The sequence below is a fragment of the Klebsiella sp. 141162 genome (assembly GCF_050600755.1).
GTDB classification, from domain to species: domain Bacteria; phylum Pseudomonadota; class Gammaproteobacteria; order Enterobacterales; family Enterobacteriaceae; genus Klebsiella; species Klebsiella aerogenes.
This window is the reverse complement of record NZ_JAQIRI010000001.1, coordinates 148,853-168,363: the sequence shown is the minus strand read 5'-3', so window position 1 is coordinate 168,363 and position 19,511 is coordinate 148,853. Positions and strand designations below refer to the sequence as shown.

Below are 19,511 nucleotides of genomic sequence, written 5' to 3'. Positions count from 1 at the left end.
ATGAAAGTCATTATTGTTGAGGATGAGTTCCCGGCGCAGCAGGAACTCACCTGGTTGATTAACACCCACAGCCAGATGGAGATCGTCGGCACCTTCGACGACGGTCTCGACGTGCTGAAATTCCTGCAGCACAATAAAGTCGATGCCATCTTTCTCGACATCAATATCCCCTCGCTGGATGGCGTGCTGCTGGCGCAAAATATTAGCCAGTTCGCGCATAAGCCGTTCATCGTCTTTATCACCGCGTGGAAAGAACATGCGGTGGAAGCCTTTGAACTGGAAGCGTTTGACTACATCCTCAAGCCTTATCAGGAATCACGGATTATTAATATGTTGCAGAAGCTGTCCAGCGCCTGGCAGCAACAGCAGCAAGTGGCGGTAAGCGGCACGCCCGCGCACAACCCAACCCGCGAAAACGACACCATTAATCTGATTAAAGACGAGCGGATCATCGTCACCAGCATTCACGATATTTATTACGCGGAAGCGCATGAGAAAATGACCTTCGTCTATACGCGCCGTGAATCATTCGTCATGCCGATGAACATCACCGAATTCTGCAGCAAGCTGCCGGCTGCGCACTTCTTTCGCTGTCACCGCTCGTACTGCGTCAATCTGAATAAAATCCGCGAAATTGAACCATGGTTCAACAACACCTACGTCCTACGATTGCGCGACCTTGAGTTTCAGGTGCCGGTCAGCCGCAGTAAGGTAAAAGAGTTTCGCCAGTTGATGAATCTGTAATGAGATGGGCGGCGCCAAACGCCGCCCGACTGAGAGTGGCTTAGAGTATATACCCAAGCGTCTGGCGCAGATGCGCGCCGGAGCCGAGCAGGCCAGGGTTATCATGAACGATGAGATAGACCGGAATATCCTGCACGTAGGCTTTAAAGCGCCCTTTATCTTCAAACCCGCCGCGGAAACCCGACGCCTTAAAGAACTCAAGGAAACGCGGGACAATGCCGCCCGCGATGTACACGCCGCCGAATGTGCCAAGGGTTAGCGCCAGGTTACCGCCAAAGCGCCCCATAATGACGCAGAACAGCGACAGCGCGCGGCGACAATCAATGCAGGTATCCGCCAGCGCACGTTCAGTGACGTCCTTCGGCTGTAGGTTTTCCGGCAAACGGCCATCGGATTTAACGATAGCCCGATACAGATTAACTAATCCAGGGCCGGACAAAACGCGTTCGGCGGACACGTGGCCCAACTCGTTGCGTAACTCCTCAAGAATAATGCCCTCTTCTTCGCTATTCGGCGCGAAATCGACGTGGCCGCCCTCGCCCGGCAGGCTCACCCAGCGTTTATCAACATGTACCAGGTGCGCTACGCCAAGACCAGTACCAGCGCCGTAGACGGCGATCGGTTTACCTTCCGCCGGTTGCGCGCCGCCGAACTGGATCAGATGCTCAGTTTTGAGCATTGGGATCGCCATCGACACCGCGGTGAAATCATTAATGATTTCCAGATGCGCAAATCCGAGGTTCTTTTTCATCTCGGCAATAGAAAAAGCCCAGGTATGGTTGGTCATCGCCACCCAGTCGCCGGTGATGGGGCAAGCAATGGCGATGCAGCCATCCTCGACCTTCACGGTTTGTTCGTCGAGATAGACGCGTACAACGGCCTCAAGGCTTGGGTAATCGAGCCCGGAATAAGTTTTAGCGCGGGAAATCTCCCCGCTTGCGATATCACATAACGCCAGACGGGCGTTAGTTCCGCCGACGTCTCCTACTAAAGCAAATTTTGTCATTCCGTTACGGCTCCGCTAAAGTCAAAATAATTCTTTTCGCACACTGTAAATTCATGGCGACATAACAACAACGACCAACGTACAGCCGCCGGTAGTTTAGCGACATTGGTCACATTTAGACTGTAATCTATGTAACATGCCAGTTTATGTCATACACGCAACGTCAGGTTTGGCCTTAAGTTTATCGTTTCAGCACCATTTGCGCCGAAGCTCTTTACAGAGACAGGCAAAGTAGCGCTTCAGGACATTTAAAAGGAACCCTTCATGCTGCACCCGCGCGCCAGAACGATGCTGTTGTTATCGATACCCGCCATTCTTATTGGTATCGCATCCAGCCTGGTATTGATTGTGGCGATGAAGATAGCCGCAGTCCTACAGAGCATCTTGTGGAGCGACCTGCCGGCACATGTCGGCATTGCCGCCGATAGTCCGCTATGGATAATTGCCATCCTCACTCTCACCGGGATAGCCGTGGGGCTGGTGGTCCGTTTCAGTCCTGGACATGGTGGGCCAGATCCGGCAACAGAATCCTTAATCGGCGCGCCCATCGCCACCAGCGCGCTACCGGGGTTACTGGCGGCGTTGATTCTCGGCCTCGCGGGCGGCGTGAGTCTCGGGCCGGAACATCCGATCATGGTCGTCAATATCGCGCTTGCCGTCGCCCTTGGCTCGCGTCTGTTCCCACGAGTAAGCTCGCTGGACTGGACAATCCTCGCCGCATCGGGAACCATCGGCGCGCTGTTCGGTACGCCGGTTGCCGCGGCGCTTATTTTTTCGCAAACGCTCAATAGCAGCAGCGACGTTCCGTTATGGGACCGGCTATTCGCCCCGCTGCTGGCAGCGGCGGCAGGCGCATTGACGACCGGTATCTTTTTCCATCCCAATTTCACCCTGCCGATCCCGCACTATCCACACCTGCGTATCGTCGATATTATCAGCGGCGCAATCGTCACGCTTATCGCCATCGCCGTCGGCATGGTCGCCGTGTGGTGTCTACCACGTCTGCACGCGCTGATCCACCGCCTGAAAAATCCGGTGTTAATGCTAGGTATCGGGGGGTTTTTACTGGGGATCCTGGGCGTTATTGGCGGGCATATTACGCTGTTTAAAGGGCTGGACGAAATGCAGCAACTGGCCTCTAGCCAGACCCTTGGCGCCGGCGATTTTCTACTCATTGCCGTGGTGAAACTGGCGGCGCTGGTGCTGGCGGCCGCCTGTGGCTTCCGCGGCGGGCGTATTTTCCCGGCGGTGTTTGTCGGCGTCTCGTTGGGGCTAATGCTGCATGCCCACGTTGAAGCGGTACCGGCCGCCATTACCATCTCCTGCGCGATCCTCGGCCTGGTGCTGGTCGTCACCCGCGACGGCTGGCTGAGCCTGTTTATGGCGGCGGTGGTGGTGCCGGATACCACCTTGCTGCCGCTACTATGTATCGTGATGCTCCCGGCCTGGCTACTGCTGGCCGGGAAGCCGCTGATGATTGCCAAACGCCGCGGCGATTAGCTGCGGTTGTTGCGATCTTCCAGCGCCTGGGTAACCGCGCGTAAGAAGTCAGGGATATCCATTTTCGGCAGCATCACTTCGACCATCGTTAGCTTATCGGAGTTAACGCTATCGGCCATCGCCTCAGCCAGCTCACCGGTTTGCGATACCCGCCAACAGCGGGAAGGCGTATCCGGCGCAAAAGCATCGGGGAAGCGGCTCCAGTCCCACAACGCAATATCGTTGTAGCGCTGTTCTGGTCCGTGGATGGCGCGCTCGACGGTGTAGCCCTCGTTATTCAACAGCAAAATTAACAGTTTTTGCTTATCGCGCAGCATTGAGCTCATCTCCTGGATAGTGAGCTGCGCGGCGCCATCGCCAATGATTAATACCACCCTTCTGTCCGCGGCGGCGGTCTGCGCGCCGTAAGCGGCAGGTAGCGTGAACCCGATTGAGCCCCATAGCGGTTGCACCAGCAGCGTGGCCTGCGAGGGTAGTTTTAATGAGGCGATACCGAATGCCGAGGTCCCCTGATCGGCAAGAATAATATCGCCCGGCCGCAGCTGTTTCTCGACCGTACTCCAGAAGTTTTTCTGCGTCAGATTACCCTGCGGCGCGCCGGAAGCGTCGGGCGCGATGATATCTGGCGCTCGCCATTCCGCGGACAGCTTGCCAGAAACATCAATGAGGGCCGCCAGCGCCTGATCCATCGGGATTCGGCTGAACCAATGATCGCCAACCCGCGCGGCAAACGGCTGGATTTCGATGGTTTTCTCCGTTGGCAAATGATGGGTAAAGCCGGCGGTAATCGTATCGGTAAAGCGTGTACCCACGCAGATGATGGCATCGGCGCTTTCCATCGCTTCGCGGGTTTGCGGCGCGCTGGCGATCCCGCTATAGGTCCCGGCGAACCCCGTTCCCTGTTCGTCAAATAGCCCTTTCCCCATTAGCATGGTGGCGTGGGTAATCGGCGCGGACTTAACCCACTGCTGTAGTGTGTTTTGCAGACCGTAACGCTGAGCGAGAAAATCCGCCAGCAGCGACACGCGGCGACTGCTGCGCAACAATTTGGCCGCGTGCTCGCGAAAGCCGGCAAGCTGGTTTTCATCGGCCGCCGGGCCCTTAATGACCAGCGCGCGGGCCGGCGGCACCGCGCGGGCTTTCGCCACGTCGGCAGGCAGCATCAGATACCCTGGGCGGTGGTGGGTCAGCATGTCGCTTAATACCCGGTCAATTTCGTGACAGGCGTTGCCCGCCGTTAACGTCGCCTGAGAACAGGTAATATGTTCGCTCATCCGCGAGAAATGGGTGAAATCGCCATCGCCGAGGGTATGGTGCAGCAGTTCGCCGCGCTGCTGCGCGCCGGTAGATGGCGCGCCCACAATGTGCAGCACCGGGATATGTTCCGCATAGCTACCGGCCACTCCGTTTAACGCGCTTAACTCACCTACGCCATAGGTGGTTAGCAGCGCGCCGGCGCCTTTTATACGCGCATAGCCGTCTGCGGCGTAGGCCGCGTTCAGTTCGTTAGCACAGCCGACCCATCCCAAATTTTGATGGGCTATCACGTGATCGAGAAACTGTAAGTTGTAATCACCAGGTACGCCGAACAGGCGATCGATACCACAATCTACGAGACGATCCAGCAGATAATCGCCAATGGTGTAAGTCGGTTGCATATCCATAATCCTTGTTGTTGTGCAGGTAATCTGAGTATTAGATATGCGTTTTACCTGTCCAGATTGTGAGCAATAATGAGGGTGGAAAGCAAAATTTACGCGTTTTCCCCATATACTCCGCGTGCAACATTGATTAGTGTAAACGTATACACACCCTGTTTTGATGCGGAGGAAGTATGGTTTACCAGGCAAGCGACACGCGTTATCAGACCATGGAATACCGCCGATGCGGACGCAGCGGCCTGAAGCTACCGGCGATATCTCTCGGTCTGTGGCATAACTTTGGCGATGAGACACAGGTCGAGGTCAGCCGCCAGTTGCTGCGTCACGCCTTCGACCTCGGGATTACCCACTTCGACCTGGCGAACAATTACGGCCCACCGCCGGGATCGGCGGAGAGCAACTTCGGGCGGTTCCTGAAAGAAGATTTTCTGCCCTACCGCGACGAACTCATCATCTCCAGTAAAGCCGGCTATACCATGTGGGACGGTCCTTATGGCGACTGGGGATCGCGCAAGTATCTGGTCGCCAGTCTCGACCAGAGCCTGAAGCGGATGGGTCTTGAGTACGTCGATATCTTTTATCACCACCGCCCGGACCCGGAGACGCCGCTGGAAGAAACCATGCGCGCGTTGGATCATCTGGTTCGCCAGGGAAAAGCGCTCTACGTTGGTTTATCGAACTACCCGCTTGAGCTGGCGCGTCAGGCTATCGCTATCCTCAACGATCTCGGCACACCTTGCCTGATTCACCAACCCAAATATTCGATGTTTGAACGCTGGGTGGAAGAAGGATTATTAGCGATGCTGCAGGCCGAAGGCGTGGGAAGTATAGCGTTTTCACCGCTGGCTGGCGGGCAGTTGACCAACCGCTATCTAAACGGTATTCCGCCAGACTCGCGCGCAGCCAGCAATAGCCGTTTTTTACAGCCGGAACAGCTCACCGCCGAGCGGCTGGAAAAAGTCCGCCAGCTTGACGCCATTGCCGGGCGCCGCGGACAGAAGCTATCACAGATGGCCCTGGCCTGGGTGCTGCGTGAAGATAAAGTGACGTCAGTGCTGATCGGCGCCAGTAAAACGACGCAACTGGACGATGCCGTGGGTATGTTAAGCAATCGTCAGTTCAGCGCTGAAGAGTGCGCCGCCATTGACGCGATCCTTGCGGTGTAAACTCATTTTTACTTTGGCAAAAAGTGCTATTTCTTGCGATTTAAGAGTTCCCTGATGCTACGCCTCTTTACCGGCTCGTAATATCTGATTAACAGGTCATTTAGACCCGATCGTGAGGAGAAGAGTATGTTCAGGTCACTGATTCTGGCTGCGGTACTGCTGGCGTGCGCGCCGGTTATCGCCAATGCTGGTGAAATCACCCTGCTGCCATCGGTAAAATTACAAATTGGCGATCGTGACGGTTACGGTAACTACTGGGACGGTGGCGGCTGGCGCGACCGTGATTACTGGCGTCGTCATTATGAATGGCGCGATCACCGCTGGCATCGCCATGATAACGGCTGGCATCGCGGTTGGGATAAACGCGGCTGGGATCGTGGTCGTGCTTACGAGCGCGGCTATCGCGAAGGCTGGAACGATCGCCGTGGCGGCTGGGGCCGAGGCCCTGGCGGCGGGCGCGGACATGGTCACGGGCACCACTAATTGATAAAGGGAGCGAAAGCTCCCTTTTTTGTTGCCGTATTAATCTAATGCGGAACCAATAATCAGCCAGCCGTTCAGCGCCACCACAATCGCCACAATCAGCCAACCGATGCGTTTTACCCAGCGACTGTTTACCAGATCGCCCATTAACCGCGCATCGCTGGTAAAAATCAGCAGCGGCACCAGCGCCAGCGCGATCCCGAAGCTCAGCAATACCTGGCTCATCACCAGGATACGCGTTGGATCCAGCCCCATCATAATCACGATAAACGACGGCAGCATGGTGATAGTCCGGCGAAACCACAGCGGAATATGGAAGCGGATAAACCCCTGCATCACGACCTGCCCGGCAAGCGTTCCGACTACCGTCGACGAGAGACCGGCAGCAACCAGACTGAGACCAAAAATCGTCGCAGCGGCATGGCTAAGCAGCGGTTCGAGAGTTAAATAAGCCTGGTCGAGATCGGCCACGCCGGTGTGGCCGTTGAAGTGAAACGCAGCGGCGGCGGTCGCCATCATCGCCAGGTTAACGAAGCCGGCAATGGTCATTGCAATCGCCACGTCCCAACGCGTGGCGTTATAGCGTTCTTTGCGCGAGCCGTCGTGCAGGTTTTGCGTCAGCGATGAGTGCAGATAGATAACGTGCGGCATAATCGTCGCCCCGAGAACCCCGGCGGCAAGGAATACCGCTTCGCCGTTCGGCAGGCTCGGAATAATCATGCCTTTGGCCAGCGGCGCTAACGCCGGCTGCGAGAAGATGAGCTCGACCACATAGGCAGCCGCCACAAACAGCAGCAGCCCGCCGATGACTTTTTCCAGCGGTTTCTGCCCGCGACGCTGCAACATCAGGATCAGGAAGGTGGCGACGCCGGTCAGCACCGCCCCCTGTAATAAGGAAACGCCGAGCAGCAGCTTAAAGCCGATGGCCGCGCCGATGAATTCAGCCAGATCGGTCGCCATGGCGATAATTTCCGCCTGTATCCAGTAAAACCACACCACCGGGCGCGGGTAATGGTCGCGGATCTGTTCCGCGAGGTTTTTACCGGTGGCGATACCGAGCTTGGCCGATAACACCTGAATCAGCATCGCCATCAGGTTCGCCCATACCACTACCCATAACAATTGATAGCCAAAGCTGGCGCCAGCCTGGATATTCGTGGCGAAGTTACCCGGATCGATGTAGCCGATGGCAGCAATGAATGCGGGCCCCATCAGTGCGAGCCTCATCTTGCGCGCTGCGCGACCGCTGCTATTCTCAACGCGACTGCTAGTCATTTTCTGCCCCTGGAAATATAGCCTTTGCTATGTTTAATGCTATCAAAATGCGAATGATTATCAAGTTCATTTAGAAAGGTGATAATGATTGCTTTGATAGGAGGGAACGATAGTAGGCCAAACAACAAAATGGGCGTGAAGATGTAGACAACGCGCCTTTCATCAGATTAGTACATTAATGCAACTTTTAATACCTTTGCATAACATAACAAAAATGTACGATTGATCACTATTTTTGTTATTGGTCACATATCCTTGCAATAGTGTGGATTCGATCTCGTTTTATTTAGGCTTGTTGCATAGAATGTGCACGGAAATTTAACCTGCCTCATATTTGGAGCAAATATGGACCGCGTCTTGCATTTTGTCCTCGCGATCGTTGTGGTGGCTATACTGGCCTTGCTGGTCAGTCACAACCGTAAGCAGATCCGCATTCGTTATGTTATTCAATTACTTGTTATTGAAGTTTTGCTGGCCTGGTTCTTCCTGAACTCCGATGTCGGTCTGGGTTTCGTGAAAGGCTTTTCTGAGATGTTCGAGAAACTTCTCGGTTTCGCCAACGAAGGCACCAACTTCGTATTCGGTAACATGAACGATAAAGGTCTGGCCTTCTTCTTCCTGAAGGTTTTGTGCCCAATCGTCTTTATTTCCGCGCTGATTGGTATTTTACAGCATATTCGCATTCTGCCGATTGTCATCCGCGCGATCGGTACCGTGCTGTCGAAAGTTAACGGCATGGGTAAACTGGAATCTTTCAACGCCGTCAGCTCGCTGATCCTCGGCCAGTCGGAAAACTTCATCGCCTATAAAGATATTCTCGGCAAAATGTCGCGCAACCGTATGTACACCATGGCGGCAACCGCGATGTCTACCGTTTCGATGTCCATCGTCGGCGCCTATATGACTATGCTGCAGCCGAAGTATGTGGTTGCCGCGCTGGTGCTCAACATGTTCAGCACCTTTATTGTTCTGTCGCTGATTAACCCGTATCGCGTTGAGCAGAGCGAAGAAAACCTGCAGATGTCCAATCTGCACGAAGGTCAGAGCTTCTTCGAAATGCTGGGCGAATACATTCTGGCAGGCTTTAAAGTAGCGATTATCGTTGCGGCGATGCTGATCGGCTTTATCGCGCTGATTTCCGCGCTCAACGCCCTGTTCGCCACCGTCACCGGCTGGTTTGGCTACAGCATCTCCTTCCAGGGGATCCTCGGCTACATCTTCTACCCGGTTGCGTGGGTGATGGGTGTGCCGGCGAGCGAAGCGCTGCAGGTAGGCAGTATCATGGCGACCAAACTGGTGTCTAACGAATTCGTGGCGATGATGGATCTGCAGAAAGTGGCAGCGACGCTCTCCCCGCGTGCGGAAGGTATCATCTCCATCTTCCTGGTCTCCTTCGCCAACTTCTCTTCTATCGGCATCATCGCCGGGGCGATTAAAGGCCTGAATGAAGAGCAAGGTAACGTGGTTTCTCGCTTTGGTCTGAAACTGGTTTACGGTTCCACGCTGGTCAGCGTGTTGTCAGCCTCTATCGCTGCGCTGGTACTGTAATCTCAAACAGACGTTAATTAAATAACAAGCCGGGCTGCGTTATCGCCCGGCTTTTTTACGCCTTCAATTCGCTTAACGGCTGCGGTTTGCCAATCAGGTAGCCCTGCAAATAATCGACGCCCAGCGCCAACAGCATCGCCTTTTGCGCCTGAGTCTCTACGTACTCTGCGACGACCGTTAACTGTTTCGCCCGCGCGATTTCGATAATGGATTTCACGATAATCGCATCAAGCTGGTCGCTCTCGATTTCGTGTACGAAGCAGCCGTCAATTTTTACGATATCCGCCTGCAGGCTCTTCAGACGCTCATAGTTGGCGTAGCCGGTACCGAAGTCATCAATGGCGATAGCGCAACCGAACTCACTCAGCAGCTGAATATTATGCATGCTGGTATCCGCATTCGAGAACGCCTGCTCTTCAGTTATCTCAATCGTGATATAAGCAGGCGAAACGCGATAACGCTTAAACAGCGCGATAATCTGCGCGGCGCTATCCTTTTGCATCAGCGTATACGGCAGCAAATTGACGGAGAAGCGTCGGCCGGGATGTTGATCAAGCTGGCTGAACAACGTTTCCAGCACCAGCATATCGAAGCGCTGACTGAGGTTAAACTGTGCAATAAGTGGAATAAACCGATCCGGCGTGATAATCGTCTCGCCGCAGCGCATACGGGTGAGGATTTCGTAATAGCCCTCCCCCTCCGCATTCTGAATCGGCTGCGCGTACAGCAGGAGATTACGCTCGTTCAGCGCTTGTTTTATTTTCGTCAGCATCCGCACCTGTTCGGTTGTTTGGTCAGAAACCTCCTCCTGCGCGGTATCTAACGCCAGCACCCGCTGCACGGCGCCAGCCTGCTCCGATAACCAACTAAGCTGGCCGAGCATAGGGTGTAATTCGGTCTCAATGCCGCTGTAACTCCCCCACGCCGCGCCAAACTCTAAATCCAGAACCTGGTTATGCCAGTTAAATTTAGCGTGGTTAAGCATCGCGACGATGTGATTTAGCCGCGCAGCCGGTTCCGGCCCCTCAATCACCAGCAACAACTCGCTACCCGGGAGCTGATAAATTTTATCGCGGTGGTCCAGTAGCGGCTGCAGACGGCGGGCTATTTGCCGCTTGCACTCTACGCGCATCATCATGCCGTAATGGCGGCTAAGGAAGTCCAGGTTTTCGATGCGCAGACTGCTAATAACAACCCGCGGCGACTGGCGCAAATGTCCTTCCAGCGCCCGCAAATTGGGTAACCCGGTTAACGGATCTTCTTCAGCTCGATCGCGCCAGCGTTGTTTAATTCTGTCACTACGCGAATAAATATCTGTCATGTAAAACAAACAAATCGTGAATGAAATTAACACCGACAGGACAAATGACAAGGAGTACCCCGACTGAACACCCTGCAGAAAATTTTTGTTATAGGCGACTAAAAAGAATGCCGAAATAGCCCACGTAATGCGAATTAACTCATGCCCCAGACGCCCAATACCAACGAAGTAGAGAATAAAAATAATTGGCACCAGATATCCGGCAATTAAATCGGAATCAAAAGGCGCACAAAGCACCAGCATGATTGTGATTAATGCCATAAACCAGTACAAGGTAAAGGTTCTTTTTTCTTTCACCAGCCACGGTTGACAATGACGCAGCCAAAACACCCGCCGATAACGTGGGCTAACTATCATTCTCATCGGATAATAGAAAGCGGTAGTAAAGATTAAGGCGGCGCATATCAACGCCTGGATATCAATAACGGAATAGATGATTGACGCAGTACTGAAGTAGCTGGAGACGGCAAGCGGGAAGGCGAAGAAGCGCCCGGCCAGATACATCGTCAGCTTAAGCAGGATGGGGGCAAAGAAGCCGCCCCAGAAGATACGACGACCGATATGGCGCTTCGCTGGCCTTCCGCTACGCCATTTTTTTCCCGACAACGAGCGCATGATTGCGAAGGTGAAAAAGACGGAAAATAACTGACAGAATAATAGGATAGCGGCCTGCGCATAGGTTAGATCTATTATAAATGTATTAGTAATTGCAAACGCAACAATCAAGGGAGCAACGGCATAACGACCAAAAATACAAATGGTTGCGTACATGACGCTTAATGGCAGCCATGCCAGATAAATTTGTTTTCCGTCGATAAGGGTTTGCGGAGAAATTAATCGAGAAAGCGGAATAAAAATCAAACAAACAATTAACGCCAGCAGAGTTTTTTTAACTTTGATGTTAAATATGTCAGTCATTATTGTTAATCAACACCTCTGCGGCTAAAAATTATAGGCAATCAGAAAATAGTATGTTGGTTAATAATGGCAGGCAAGAAAATAAACCGAGAAAAATTCCTAAATTACGTTGGTTTTTATTTGCTCGATACACGCTGACGTAAGCTGAAAATCATTTACATTGAGGACGCTAAAGCAAAAACCCCCGCCGTAGCGAGGGTTCGAATTTTGGTGGAGCTAAGCGGGATCGAACCGCTGACCTCTTGCATGCCATGCAAGCGCTCTCCCAGCTGAGCTATAGCCCCACAGGACCTCTTTACGAACCAAATCCGCTGGGTGCAGAATTTGGTGGAGCTAAGCGGGATCGAACCGCTGACCTCTTGCATGCCATGCAAGCGCTCTCCCAGCTGAGCTATAGCCCCGTAACGTAAAGCGTGTCGTGTTGACGGGCGGCATAATATGAATTCCTTCGCCAGGTGTCAACGGCAAAATTACCCCTCCTGATTCAATCGCTGAAAAAGCAGGCAAATAGCTGACAATGCGAGCCTTATCGCAGGCAGGCGTTAAACATGTCACTATTTCCTGTAAAAGGATGCTATAACATGAAGCACTAATTCCCACATATTTACTCAGGAAATAGTATGCTCAAGGAACGAATGACTCCGGAAGAAATTGCGCATCTAACTGGCTTCAGCCGACAGACGATAAATAAATGGGTTCGTAAAGAGGGGTGGCAAACTTCTCCGCGGCCTGGCGTACAGGGAGGCAAAGCGCGTCTCGTACACGTTAACGAGCAGGTACGGGAGTTTATCCGCAATGCCCAACGCGTAGCGGAAACGCCCTCTCCCTATTCGGTCGCCGAGACCGATCTCGAACCCTTATTGCTTACGCTCTGCAAAGAGATGACTCATCGCGAACAGAAGCAGCTAATGTCGCTACTGCTGCGCGAAGGCATTACCGGGTTGTTAAACCGTCTTGGAATACGCGGCCAGTAAAATAAGAATGATGAAACTAAAAGAAAAAATGACGCCTGCAGAGCTTGCCGAAGTTCTGGGTCTGGCCAGACAAACGGTCAACCGTTGGGCGCGAGAACAAAAGTGGCGAACCGAAGCGATTCCCGGCGTCAAAGGCGGGCGTGCGCGTTTGATTGTCATCGATAGGACAGTGATTGATTTTCTGACCAATATTCCGGCATTTCGCCATCTGAATGAAGAGTACCAGCTCGCCGAACAGCCCGGCGGCTACTTTATCAATGAAGCGGATGCGGTATGGCGGCAAATCGCCGATACGCTGCAGCTGATGACCGCCGCGGAACAAACTCACCTGCGCGATCTTCTTGCCCGCGATGGCATTAGTGGCTTCCTGGCGCGGTTAGGTATCAACACTGCGACAAAATAGCGGCGAAAAAAAACGGCAGGATTAACCTGCCGCTTGCTTTAGCTTACGCTCGGCCTCAGGACTGCTGGCTTTCGCGTTCGGCGATAAACGCCAGCGCTTTGTTGATACGTTCAACGCTACGGGATTTACCGATAGCATGAACGGTGACGTCCAGCGCCGGAGATTGACCCGCGCCGGTCACGGCCACGCGCAGCGGCATGCCTACTTTCCCCATGCCCACTTCCAGCTCATCGGCGGTCGCCTGAATCGCATGGTGGACATTTTCCGCCGTCCAGTCGCTAATGGCCGCCAGCTTATCGCGAACCACTTCCAGCGGCTGACGTGCCACCGGACGCAGGTGTTTCTTCGCCGCATCGGCGTCGAACTCGGCGAACTCTTCATAGAAGTAGCGGCAGCTCTGGGCAATCTCTTTCAGCGTTTTGCAACGCTCGCCCAGCAGCTTAACCAGCTCGGACAACTGAGGGCCGTTACGGGTATCGATATTTTCCTGCTCAATGTGCCACTGCAGATGCGTCGCCACATATTCCGCCGGCAGCGTGTTGATGTAGTGATGGTTTAACCACAGCAGTTTATCGGTGTTGAACGCACTGGCGGACTTGCTCACCGCGCCCAGCGAGAAGAACTCGATCATCTCTTCGCGAGTGAAGATCTCCTGATCGCCATGGGACCAGCCCAGGCGCACCAGATAGTTCAGCAGCGCTTCCGGCAGGTAGCCGTCGTCGCGGTACTGCATCACGCTCACCGCGCCGTGGCGCTTGGAGAGTTTTTTACCGTCATCGCCGTTGATCATCGATACGTGCGCATACACCGGTACCGGCGCATTCAGCGCTTTAAGAATATTGATCTGGCGCGGGGTATTGTTGATGTGGTCTTCGCCGCGGATCACGTGGGTGATCGCCATATCCCAGTCATCCACCACGACGCAGAAGTTGTAGGTCGGAGAGCCGTCGGTACGGCGAATGATCAGATCGTCCAGCTCCTGATTGCTGAATTCGATCGGCCCGCGGATTTGATCGTCAAAGATAACCGAACCTTCCTGCGGATTAGCAAAACGCACGACGCAAGGCTCATCGGCGGCGTGATGCTGATGATCATGGCGGCAGCGACCGTCGTAGCGCGGCTTTTCGCCGTTCGCCATCTGTTCTTCGCGCAGCGCGTCCAGACGTTCTTTCGAGCAGTAGCATTTATAAGCTGTGCCTGCTTCCAGCATTTCATCAATAACCGCGTTATAGCGATCGAAACGTTTAGTCTGGAAATACGGGCCTTCGTCCCATTCCAGATTCAGCCAGTTCATCCCATCCATGATGGCTTCAATTGCTTCCGGGGTGGAGCGTTCGAGATCGGTGTCTTCAATACGCAGCACAAACTCACCGCCGTGGTTACGTGCAAAAAGCCAGGAATAGAGAGCAGTACGCGCACCGCCAACGTGCAGATAGCCTGTTGGGCTTGGCGCGAAGCGAGTTTTGATTTTCATGAAATGGCCTTACGTTTAATAAAGATGCCGATAGCCGGCAGTGTTCTTGGAATTGATAGGGGAATATTCTAACACCACAGGCTGATTCCTCAATGTAGATCCCGCTTCAACATCACGCTTTACCATTTTTGTTTATAAATCATACGCCGAAGCTGATTTTGCGATCGCTTTGTTTAATTTTACGACGAACAAACAAATTATTTAGAAAAGGCGTTGACTCAATTTCAACTCTCCCTATAATGCGACTCCACACAGCGGGGGTGATTAGCTCAGCTGGGAGAGCACCTCCCTTACAAGGAGGGGGTCGGCGGTTCGATCCCGTCATCACCCACCAACTACTTTACGTAGTCTCCGCCGTGTAGAACAGAAAATTGAGAAGTGGGTGATTAGCTCAGCTGGGAGAGCACCTCCCTTACAAGGAGGGGGTCGGCGGTTCGATCCCGTCATCACCCACCACTTTCTCGCCAGCTGGATTTTCTGTCAAAATGTGAAGTACCGAAGTGGGTGATTAGCTCAGCTGGGAGAGCACCTCCCTTACAAGGAGGGGGTCGGCGGTTCGATCCCGTCATCACCCACCACTTCGGGTCGTTAGCTCAGTTGGTAGAGCAGTTGACTTTTAATCAATTGGTCGCAGGTTCGAATCCTGCACGACCCACCAATGTAAAAAGGCGCCCTAAAGGCGCCTTTTTGCTATGCGCAGAACGCCAGATAGCGGGACGGCCTGCAACGACAGCCAACAATGAAGAACAGGCTATCAATACGCTTCTGACGGAGTTTTTTCACTTTCCACTCCAGGTTCGATAATCGCCACGACGGTACAGGGTGGCGGCGGCATGATTCCATTATTAATCGCTATCAGATTGCCATCCTCTCTTTGCGCAAACAGCGGTGTTGCACCGGGGTTGGTGCTGAGATACTCCGGCCAGCCAAAATTGTTATTCAGGCGAGTGACTTTCATGACTGCGCCTTTCGCTATCAAGCTACTAAGCCGTGCCCAGGTCATTTCAGTATCGAAAAGCTGTTCGTGACGCGTTTCTTTCTCACTACGTCCTTTGGTCACAGGCCCCGTACGGATTGAGAAGACGCGATTATTACCAAATATATGCTGAAAATGCAGGGCGGTCAGCGCATTCTGGTGACGATTTGGCGACAAGGCGATCACCTGACGAATCTCACTCAGATTCAGGTAGTTTTCCGCATGTTCAGACCAGACATTGCCATAATATGTTGGTAACCCTTCCATTCTTGCCAGCCGGTAGTATTCCCAGCTGTTATCGCTCAGCTGAACCGGAATATCGAGTTTTCTGAGCGCCTGGGCCAGGGTTCTGGCGACCGTATTCGCCCCGACAATCAGCACTCCTCGAGGCCTACGTTGCTGCACGCCAAGCCAGCGCGCCAATTGACTGCTGGTAAGGCTTTGCAAAACTACCGTACCTATAATGATTGCGAAAACGACGGTTACCAGCTGATCCGCGTTCTCATAGCCTTTTTTTTGCAGCGTCAAAGCAAACAGGGAACTGACGGCGGCAGCAACGATTCCGCGCGGGGCGATCCAACATAACATCAGCCTGTCACGCCAATGCAAGCTGGAACGCCATGTCGAGACAAGAATGCATAGTGGACGGGCCACAAACTGGACGATCAGCATCAATATCAGCAGCGGCCAGCCCATCGCCCAGAGTGCATGGATATCCAGACGGGCCGCCAGGATGATAAATAGCGCTGAAAGTAAGATGGCGGATAGCTCTTCTTTAAATTCAACGATATCCGAGGTCTCAACCTCTCGCATATTAGCCAGCCAGATCCCCAGAACCGTTACCGCAAGCAGACCAGATTCATCCGCCAGCGTATTGGACACGCCAAACGTCAATAGAACGAAGGATAAAACAGCGAAGTTTTGCAGATAACCCGGGATCCAACCACGCCTGAGCGCATTCCCTAAGAACACGCCAAATACCGCCCCGCTCACCAGCCCTATAACGACCGTTTTTGTAAGCATGATCAGCAAATGAAGCCATGTGCCCGTTTGCTCCTGCAAAGTAATAAACTCAAATACTAATAGTGTAAAAATCGCTCCCACCGGATCAATGACGATCCCTTCCCAGCGCAGTACCTGATTAATAGAGGCTGTTGGGCGAACCACTCGCATGAGTGGAGAAATCACTGTCGGCCCTGTAACCACCGTGACCGCCCCGATCAGCGCTGAAATCTGCGGCGTGAGGCCTAAAATCCCCCAGCAGGTTAGTGAGATAACGGCGAAGGTAATCAACATTCCAATTGTGACCAAATTGCGCACAATACCACCCAAGCCGCGAATCTCGTCAAAGCGTAGCGTTAGGGCCCCTTCAAACAGAATGATGGCCACCGACAGCGATACCAGTGGGAAAAGTAGAGGACCAAATAATATATCCGGTTGCAATAAATGCACCCCGGGGCCAAGTAGTACGCCGATGAGCAGCAGCGGCAGGATAGAAGGTATACGTAATCGCCACGCCAACCACTGAGCAAGCAGCGAAGCAATGGAAATAATAACGAGCATAAAAGGGACTGATAATTCCATTTTTACCATTCTCAAATAGCGTGTGGAAAATTCAACAGCTCGGCCGCCCGACAATGACACGCTCCGCTCTATTCTCTGTATAGTGTAAACAAGTTGATCGAACGTAGTGTATTTAAACAATGATTCAAATTGGGGCTGTTGATTTCTGAACAGACTAAAGTAGGGTTTTCACCAGGCATGAGAAAAGGAAATATCTACGATTGTGCAGTATAAAAAATAGCGTTCCCCACCAGCGTTAAGAATGACGCTTAGCGCTGATACAGCGGGTCCTCGACCCTGGCTGCTGTCAGGTTTGCGCCCTCTTCGCGTACAATCTCCCATAGCGCCTGAGCCGCGGTCGACAGAGAGCGATTTTTTCGCTGCGCCAGCATCAATTGGCGCTCCACAACCGGGGTTAATCTTTTTACCTGCAAACGGCTGCCCTGCGGCAAGGGTAAAGCCAGCGCCGGCAGCACGCTAATACCAATCCCCGATTCCACCATCGGGAACAGCGTCGCCGGATGACCAATCTCCTGCACGATATCGGCTTTGATGGCGAAACGCGCCAGCGCGGCATCAATCAGCGGCCGACTGCCGGAAGCATAGTCCTGTAATACCAGCCTCTCCCCCTGCAGCTCCTGCCAGTTGACCGATGACTGCCGGGAAAAGCGGTGATCCTCACGGCATAACAACAGAAAAGGTTCCGCCAACACGGACTCGCACTGCAGATCTGCCGCCGTCCCCGGATCGATAACGATACCAAAATCAACCTCGCCCTGACGGATACTTTCCAGCACCCACTGCTGCGGCCTGTCATGCAGTACGAAATCAATATCCGGATAGCGGCGATTGCTATGTGCGATGCATTGCGGGATCAGATGCGCCGAGATGGTCTGGCTGGCGGCGACGCGCACGGTCCCCGTCAACTGCTGCCCTACCCGCCCCGCTTCACGTAGGGTCACATGGAGTTCATCAAGCAAACGCTCAAGCCTGCCCGCCAGCTGATGGCCTGCCTCGGTGAGCACCACTTCACGCGTCGTTCTGTCGAGCAAACGTACGCCGGTCTGGTGCTCCAGCTCCTTAACACTATGGCTTACTGCCGACTGGCTGAGACCAATAATCTCCCCGGCACGGCTAAAACTGCGCGCCCTGGCAACGGTGATAAAGACCCTTAACTGACGTAGCGAGTAATTCATCTTTTTTATTCATGAATAGATGCAATAAATCAATTTTATTTCTCAAAACAAAGAAAGCACAATAGCGGCATCGAATTTCAGGAGCGTTTATGAAACTTTTCCGCATTCTTGATCCATTTACACTGACATTGATTACCGTGGTTCTGCTGGCCTCGTTCTTTCCGGCGCGCGGCGAATTCGTCCCTTTCGTCGAGCACCTCACCACCGCCGCCATCGCGCTATTATTCTTTATGCACGGCGCCAAGCTGTCGCGTGAAGCAATTATCGCCGGCGGCAGCCACTGGCGTTTACACCTGTGGGTGATGTGCAGCACCTTTATTGTTTTTCCGGTTCTGGGGGTTCTGTTTGCGTGGTGGGCGCCGATTAAGGTCGACCCGATGCTTTATAGCGGTTTTATTTACCTTTGTATCTTACCGGCGACCGTACAGTCAGCAATTGCCTTTACTTCGCTCGCCGGCGGTAACGTCGCCGCGGCGGTCTGTTCCGCTTCAGCGTCAAGTCTGCTCGGTATTTTTGTCTCGCCATTGCTGGTAGGACTGCTGATGCATTTGCATGGCGCTGGCGGCGATCTGGAACAGGTCGGTAAGATTATGCTGCAGCTGCTGCTGCCGTTTGTACTCGGCCACCTGTCGCGCCCGTGGATCGGTAGTTGGGTGGCGAAACATAAAAAATGGATTGGCAAAACCGACCAGACCTCAATCCTGCTGGTGGTCTACTCCGCCTTTAGCGAAGCCGTCGTCAATGGAATCTGGCATAAAGTGGGCGTGGGATCGCTGCTGTTTATCGTCGTTGTCAGCCTGGTACTCTTGGCTATTGTCATCGCGATCAATATCTTTGTCGCCCGCCGCTGCGGCTTTAGCAAGCCGGATGAAATTACCATCGTCTTCTGCGGCTCGAAAAAGAGCCTGGCGAACGGGATACCGATGGCGAATATCCTGTTCCCGGCGTCGATTCTGGGAATAATGGTGCTGCCGCTAATGATCTTCCATCAGATCCAACTGATGGTCTGCGCCGTACTGGCTCGTCGCTATAAAGCGCAGACAGACGCCCAACTGGCGCAGGAGAAATCCCGCGCCACGGCAGGTTAACGCGGTTGTTTCAGGGGCTGAACCAGTTGCGTCAGCCCCTCGGTCTTGATCAATAAGGTCAACGCCATCAGCTCGCCGAGATGCCCGGCAGGGAATTGATCCTTACGGGCAAACCACAGCAAATATTCTTCCGGGACGTCGATCAAGCGGCGCCCCTTATATTTGCCAAACGGCATCTCGGTATTAGCAATCTCGATGAGCTGCGCTTTATCCAC

At 53.4% G+C, this 19,511-nt stretch carries 16 protein-coding genes and 6 tRNA genes; 12 read left to right on the top strand and 10 right to left on the bottom strand.

Going from position 1 to position 19,511, the window contains the following annotated elements:
- Positions 1-744: a LytR/AlgR family response regulator transcription factor gene (locus PGR23_RS00780; protein WP_047066271.1), complete on the top strand. Its 744-nt coding sequence runs from the start codon at positions 1-3 to the stop codon at positions 742-744.
- A gap of 40 nt (positions 745-784) precedes the next feature.
- Here the strand turns inward: PGR23_RS00780 and glk are convergent, their stop codons facing one another.
- Positions 785-1,750 (bottom strand): glucokinase, encoded by a 966-nt coding sequence (gene glk, locus PGR23_RS00775; protein ID WP_047078324.1) that lies wholly within the window; start codon positions 1,748-1,750, stop codon positions 785-787.
- Positions 1,751-2,014: 264 nt separating this feature from the next.
- Here glk and PGR23_RS00770 point away from each other — a divergent pair, with 264 nt between their 5' ends.
- A complete protein-coding gene (locus PGR23_RS00770) occupies positions 2,015-3,250 on the top strand; it encodes an ion channel protein (protein ID WP_088389880.1) in 1,236 nt (411 codons plus the stop codon).
- Here the strand turns inward: PGR23_RS00770 and PGR23_RS00765 are convergent.
- A complete protein-coding gene (locus tag PGR23_RS00765; protein WP_045391573.1) occupies positions 3,247-4,908 on the bottom strand; it encodes an alpha-keto acid decarboxylase family protein in 1,662 nt (553 codons plus the stop codon). The genes PGR23_RS00770 and PGR23_RS00765 overlap by 4 nt on opposite strands.
- 176 nt (positions 4,909-5,084) lie before the next feature.
- Here PGR23_RS00765 and mgrA point away from each other — a divergent pair, with 176 nt between their 5' ends.
- A complete protein-coding gene (mgrA, locus tag PGR23_RS00760; protein WP_047078326.1) occupies positions 5,085-6,077 on the top strand; it encodes an L-glyceraldehyde 3-phosphate reductase in 993 nt (330 codons plus the stop codon).
- 126 nt (positions 6,078-6,203) lie between these two features.
- The gene (locus PGR23_RS00755) at positions 6,204-6,560 is read left to right on the top strand and encodes a DUF2502 domain-containing protein (RefSeq protein WP_013878154.1); all 357 of its coding nucleotides are present in this window, start codon (positions 6,204-6,206) and stop codon (positions 6,558-6,560) included.
- 39 nt (positions 6,561-6,599) lie between these two features.
- On the opposite strand, the gene PGR23_RS00750 is transcribed toward PGR23_RS00755, so the two are convergent.
- Positions 6,600-7,835 carry an Nramp family divalent metal transporter gene (locus PGR23_RS00750; RefSeq protein ID WP_396279505.1) on the bottom strand — a complete coding sequence of 412 codons (1,236 nt, stop codon included), beginning with the start codon at positions 7,833-7,835 and terminating at the stop codon, positions 6,600-6,602.
- A 345-nt stretch (positions 7,836-8,180) separates the two neighbouring features.
- On the opposite strand from PGR23_RS00750, the gene nupC reads away from it, so the two are divergent.
- A complete protein-coding gene (nupC, locus tag PGR23_RS00745) occupies positions 8,181-9,383 on the top strand; it encodes a nucleoside permease NupC (protein WP_013878156.1) in 1,203 nt (400 codons plus the stop codon).
- Positions 9,384-9,438: 55 nt separating this feature from the next.
- On the opposite strand, the gene PGR23_RS00740 is transcribed toward nupC, so the two are convergent.
- The 3 genes from PGR23_RS00740 to PGR23_RS00730 form a co-directional block, all read right to left on the bottom strand.
- Complete coding sequence (locus PGR23_RS00740) at positions 9,439-11,622, bottom strand: EAL domain-containing protein (RefSeq protein ID WP_047045744.1); 2,184 nt, start codon at positions 11,620-11,622, stop codon at positions 9,439-9,441.
- Positions 11,623-11,830: 208 nt separating this feature from the next.
- A tRNA-Ala gene (locus tag PGR23_RS00735) sits at positions 11,831-11,906 on the bottom strand.
- 41 nt (positions 11,907-11,947) lie between these two features.
- Positions 11,948-12,023 (bottom strand) — tRNA-Ala (locus PGR23_RS00730).
- Positions 12,024-12,242: 219 nt separating this feature from the next.
- On the opposite strand from PGR23_RS00730, the gene PGR23_RS00725 reads away from it, so the two are divergent.
- Together PGR23_RS00725 and PGR23_RS00720 are read left to right on the top strand one after the other, a co-directional pair.
- Positions 12,243-12,596, top strand: a complete 354-nt coding sequence (locus PGR23_RS00725) for a YfeC-like transcriptional regulator (protein WP_013878158.1) — start codon at positions 12,243-12,245, stop codon at positions 12,594-12,596.
- A gap of 7 nt (positions 12,597-12,603) precedes the next feature.
- Positions 12,604-12,999, top strand: coding sequence for a YfeC-like transcriptional regulator (locus PGR23_RS00720; protein ID WP_047045741.1), 396 nt, complete (start codon positions 12,604-12,606; stop codon positions 12,997-12,999).
- 55 nt (positions 13,000-13,054) lie between these two features.
- On the opposite strand, the gene gltX is transcribed toward PGR23_RS00720, so the two are convergent.
- Positions 13,055-14,473: a glutamate--tRNA ligase gene (gene gltX, locus PGR23_RS00715; RefSeq protein ID WP_020078209.1), complete on the bottom strand. Its 1,419-nt coding sequence runs from the start codon at positions 14,471-14,473 to the stop codon at positions 13,055-13,057.
- A gap of 258 nt (positions 14,474-14,731) precedes the next feature.
- Here gltX and PGR23_RS00710 point away from each other — a divergent pair.
- The 4 genes from PGR23_RS00710 to PGR23_RS00695 all read left to right on the top strand — a co-directional run bounded on the left by PGR23_RS00710 (position 14,732) and on the right by PGR23_RS00695 (position 15,131).
- Positions 14,732-14,807 (top strand) — tRNA-Val (locus tag PGR23_RS00710).
- Positions 14,808-14,853: 46 nt separating this feature from the next.
- Positions 14,854-14,929: transfer RNA gene (locus PGR23_RS00705), tRNA-Val, on the top strand.
- Positions 14,930-14,975: 46 nt separating this feature from the next.
- A tRNA-Val gene (locus PGR23_RS00700) sits at positions 14,976-15,051 on the top strand.
- A 4-nt stretch (positions 15,052-15,055) separates the two neighbouring features.
- A tRNA-Lys gene (locus PGR23_RS00695) sits at positions 15,056-15,131 on the top strand.
- Between the two features lie 96 nt (positions 15,132-15,227).
- On the opposite strand, the gene PGR23_RS00690 is transcribed toward PGR23_RS00695, so the two are convergent.
- Together PGR23_RS00690 and PGR23_RS00685 are read right to left on the bottom strand one after the other, a co-directional pair.
- A complete protein-coding gene (locus tag PGR23_RS00690; protein WP_047078073.1) occupies positions 15,228-17,033 on the bottom strand; it encodes a cation:proton antiporter in 1,806 nt (601 codons plus the stop codon).
- A gap of 248 nt (positions 17,034-17,281) precedes the next feature.
- On the bottom strand, positions 17,282-18,208 hold the full coding sequence (locus PGR23_RS00685) for a LysR family transcriptional regulator (RefSeq protein ID WP_047065093.1): 927 nt from the start codon (positions 18,206-18,208) through the stop codon (positions 17,282-17,284).
- A gap of 89 nt (positions 18,209-18,297) precedes the next feature.
- On the opposite strand from PGR23_RS00685, the gene PGR23_RS00680 reads away from it, so the two are divergent.
- On the top strand, positions 18,298-19,296 hold the full coding sequence (locus PGR23_RS00680; RefSeq protein WP_045392582.1) for a bile acid:sodium symporter family protein: 999 nt from the start codon (positions 18,298-18,300) through the stop codon (positions 19,294-19,296).
- Here PGR23_RS00680 and PGR23_RS00675 read toward each other — a convergent pair.
- Positions 19,293-19,511 carry a DUF3820 family protein gene (locus PGR23_RS00675; RefSeq protein WP_013878164.1) on the bottom strand — a complete coding sequence of 73 codons (219 nt, stop codon included), beginning with the start codon at positions 19,509-19,511 and terminating at the stop codon, positions 19,293-19,295. The two genes, PGR23_RS00680 and PGR23_RS00675, sit on opposite strands and share 4 nt — an antisense overlap.

Excerpts from the sequence above, each read along its gene's own strand:
- PGR23_RS00780 (WP_047066271.1), top strand. The coding sequence starts at position 1 with ATGAAAGTCATTATTGTTGAGGATGAGTTCCCGGCGCAGCAGGAACTC.
- glk (WP_047078324.1), bottom strand. The coding sequence starts at position 1,750 with ATGACAAAATTTGCTTTAGTAGGAGACGTCGGCGGAACTAACGCCCGT.
- PGR23_RS00770 (WP_088389880.1), top strand. The coding sequence starts at position 2,015 with ATGCTGCACCCGCGCGCCAGAACGATGCTGTTGTTATCGATACCCGCC.
- PGR23_RS00765 (WP_045391573.1), bottom strand. The coding sequence starts at position 4,908 with ATGCAACCGACTTACACCATTGGCGATTATCTGCTGGATCGTCTCGTA.
- mgrA (WP_047078326.1), top strand. The coding sequence starts at position 5,085 with ATGGTTTACCAGGCAAGCGACACGCGTTATCAGACCATGGAATACCGC.
- PGR23_RS00755 (WP_013878154.1), top strand. The coding sequence starts at position 6,204 with ATGTTCAGGTCACTGATTCTGGCTGCGGTACTGCTGGCGTGCGCGCCG.
- PGR23_RS00750 (WP_396279505.1), bottom strand. The coding sequence starts at position 7,835 with ATGACTAGCAGTCGCGTTGAGAATAGCAGCGGTCGCGCAGCGCGCAAG.
- nupC (WP_013878156.1), top strand. The coding sequence starts at position 8,181 with ATGGACCGCGTCTTGCATTTTGTCCTCGCGATCGTTGTGGTGGCTATA.
- PGR23_RS00740 (WP_047045744.1), bottom strand. The coding sequence starts at position 11,622 with ATGACTGACATATTTAACATCAAAGTTAAAAAAACTCTGCTGGCGTTA.
- PGR23_RS00725 (WP_013878158.1), top strand. The coding sequence starts at position 12,243 with ATGCTCAAGGAACGAATGACTCCGGAAGAAATTGCGCATCTAACTGGC.
- PGR23_RS00720 (WP_047045741.1), top strand. The coding sequence starts at position 12,604 with ATGATGAAACTAAAAGAAAAAATGACGCCTGCAGAGCTTGCCGAAGTT.
- gltX (WP_020078209.1), bottom strand. The coding sequence starts at position 14,473 with ATGAAAATCAAAACTCGCTTCGCGCCAAGCCCAACAGGCTATCTGCAC.
- PGR23_RS00690 (WP_047078073.1), bottom strand. The coding sequence starts at position 17,033 with ATGGAATTATCAGTCCCTTTTATGCTCGTTATTATTTCCATTGCTTCG.
- PGR23_RS00685 (WP_047065093.1), bottom strand. The coding sequence starts at position 18,208 with ATGAATTACTCGCTACGTCAGTTAAGGGTCTTTATCACCGTTGCCAGG.
- PGR23_RS00680 (WP_045392582.1), top strand. The coding sequence starts at position 18,298 with ATGAAACTTTTCCGCATTCTTGATCCATTTACACTGACATTGATTACC.